Annotated in this window: 2 protein-coding genes; both read right to left on the bottom strand. The window is 59.7% G+C overall.

Translation table 11 applies throughout. The annotated features are described in order from the left end of the window. Positions 1–65: 65 nt before the first annotated feature. Entirely contained in the window at positions 66–1,217 is a 1,152-nt protein-coding gene (locus PMI23_RS26935) for an acyl-CoA dehydrogenase family protein (RefSeq protein WP_003224706.1), read from the bottom strand. Positions 1,218–1,220: 3 nt separating this feature from the next. Continuing rightward, entirely contained in the window at positions 1,221–2,327 is a 1,107-nt protein-coding gene (locus tag PMI23_RS26930) for an enoyl-CoA hydratase/isomerase family protein (RefSeq protein WP_007910167.1), read from the bottom strand. Positions 2,328–2,487: the final 160 nt, after the last annotated feature.

Genomic DNA, 2,487 nt, shown 5'->3' with positions numbered 1-2,487 from the left:
GACACCTCGGTCGGCTCCCTCTCCCATTGGGAGAGGGCTGGGGTGAGGGAAAGGGGCCAACACCGTTACAACTGATAGTTCTTCAACTCCCGCGCAATCACCATCCGCTGAATCTCGCTCGAGCCTTCATAGATCTGGGTAATCCGCGCATCACGGTAGTACTTCTCGACTGGGTAATCCTCCAGATACCCATACCCGCCATGAATCTGAATCGCCGACGAACACACCTTCTCGGCCATTTCCGAGGCAAACAGCTTGGCCTGCGACGCTTCAGACAAACACGGTTTACCCGCCGTGCGCAGACGCGCTGCGTGCAGGATCATCAAGCGCGCCGCGTTGATTTGCATGTGCATGTCGGCCAGCAGGTTGGCGATGCTCTGATGTTCGTTGATCGGTTTGCCGAACTGGATGCGATCGCGCGAATACACCAACGCCGCCTCAAACGCCGCCCGAGCAATACCCAGAGCCTGCGCGGCGATGCCGATGCGTCCGCCTTCAAGATTGGACAGGGCAATCGCCAGGCCTTTGCCGCGCTCGCCGAGCAGATTGGCCTCTGGAATGCTGCAGTTGTTCAGCGTCACCGCACAGGTGTCGGAAGCGCGGATACCCATCTTGTGCTCAGTACGATCAACGATAAAACCGGCGGTATCGGTCGGCACCAGAAACGCCGAAATGCCTTTCTTGCCCAGATCCGGATCGGTCACCGCAAAGACGATCGCCAGCTTCGCCCGTTTGCCGTTGCTGACAAATTGCTTGGCGCCGTTGATCACCCATTGACCGTCACGCAGTTCGGCGCGGGTGCGCAGGTTGTGCGCTTCGGAACCGGCCTGCGGTTCGGTCAGGCAGAAGCAGCCGATGGTTTGCCCACTGGCCAGATCCGCCAGCCAGGTCTGTTTCTGTGCTTCGCTGCCGTAATTGAGTACCGGGCCGCAGCCCACCGAGTTGTGGATGCTCATGAAGGCGCCGGTCGCGCCGTCACCGGCAGAAATCTCTTCCACGGCCAATGCATAAGCGACGTAATCGACGTAAGTGCCGCCCCATTCTTCAGGCACCACCATGCCAAGCAAACCGAGCTCACCCATCTTCGCAACGAGCGCATCGTCGATCCAGCCAGCCTTTTCCCAGGCCTGCGCGTGCGGCGCGATTTCACCACGGGCGAAGTCCCGGGCCATGTCGCGGATCATCACTTGTTCTTCAGTCAGTTCGAGATCGTGCATGGCTCAGCTCCCGCTCTCAGCAAACCCGTGGAAGAAACTCGCGACATGCGCAGCGTCCAGCGCAGCGAGGGTCGGCGGGTTCCAGCGAGGTGTCTTGTCTTTATCGATCAGCAGGGCGCGTACGCCTTCGATCAGGTCGCCGCGGGCGAACCACTGGCGATCCAGATGCAACTCCAGTGCGAAGCACTGTTCCAGGCTCAAGTGGCGGCCGCGACGCAGCATTTCCAAGGTCACCGCCATGGCCAGTGGCGAGCGGGTTTCCAGCAGGTCAGCGGTAGTGGTCGCCCATTCGTGGCTGTCGGCGACGGTCACTGCGCGCAATTGTTCGACCATGCTCGGTACGTCCGGCAAGGCGAAGAAATGGTCGATGGCCGGGCGCAAAGCCTCAAGTGGCGCATCGGGCAAGGTTTGCACGGCGTGTTTGGCCAGCAGGTTTTGCAGTGCTTTGAGCGGCGTGTCCTGCCATTCCATCTGATCGAGTTTTTCGTCGAGCAGCGCCAGTTTGCTGCTGTCCAGATACCAGTCGGCCAAGCCGCAATACAGCGCATCCGCCGCACGGATCTGCACGCCGCTGACACCCAGATAAATGCCCAGCTCACCGGGAATGCGCGGCAGGAAATAACTGCCACCGACATCGGGAAAATAACCGATGGCCACTTCCGGCATCGCCAGACGACTCTTCTCGGTGACCACGCGCAGATCGGCGCCTTGCACCAGGCCCATGCCGCCCCCGAGGACGAATCCGTCCATCAGCGCCAGTACTGGTTTGCGGTAGTGATGAATCGTCAGGTCGAGGGCGTATTCCTCGACGAAGAAATCTTCGTGCAGCGTGTCGCCGCTTTTGAAACTGTCGTATAGGGATCGGATATCGCCACCGGCGCAGAAGGCTTTTTCACCGGCACCGCGCAGGACCACGGCATGAACATTGGTGTCAGTTGCCCAGGCATCGAGCTGCTGTTGCAGCAAACGCACCATGTCGAGGGTAATGGCGTTGAGACCGGCGGGGCGATTGAGGGTCAGGTGACCGATGTGGTTGCGAACGTCGGCCAGCACTTCGTGTTGCGTGGCATCCATGGACGGTGTCCGCTGGGATGAAGCCTGAGCTGTCATCAGTAACTCCCTGCTTTTATTGTCTTTATTCGAGAAGCTCGCGCGCGAGCGTTACCGGATCGTAACAGTGCAAATTTGCCGTGTACAACCGGGATATTCGCAGGGGGAGTTTGCGTTTTTACATTGGTCGAAAATGTGCGCGCTCATGTAGGAGCTGCCG

It is taken from the genome of Pseudomonas sp. GM24 (assembly GCF_000282235.1).
Lineage (GTDB): Bacteria > Pseudomonadota > Gammaproteobacteria > Pseudomonadales > Pseudomonadaceae > Aquipseudomonas.
Note: the sequence above shows the minus strand (reverse complement) of the source record. Positions and strands in the feature narration are given on the sequence as shown.

Bases quoted from the DNA above. Each gene is read 5' to 3' on its own strand.
- PMI23_RS26935 (WP_003224706.1), bottom strand. From the start codon at position 1,217: ATGCACGATCTCGAACTGACTGAAGAACAAGTGATGATCCGCGACATG.
- PMI23_RS26930 (WP_007910167.1), bottom strand. From the start codon at position 2,327: ATGACAGCTCAGGCTTCATCCCAGCGGACACCGTCCATGGATGCCACG.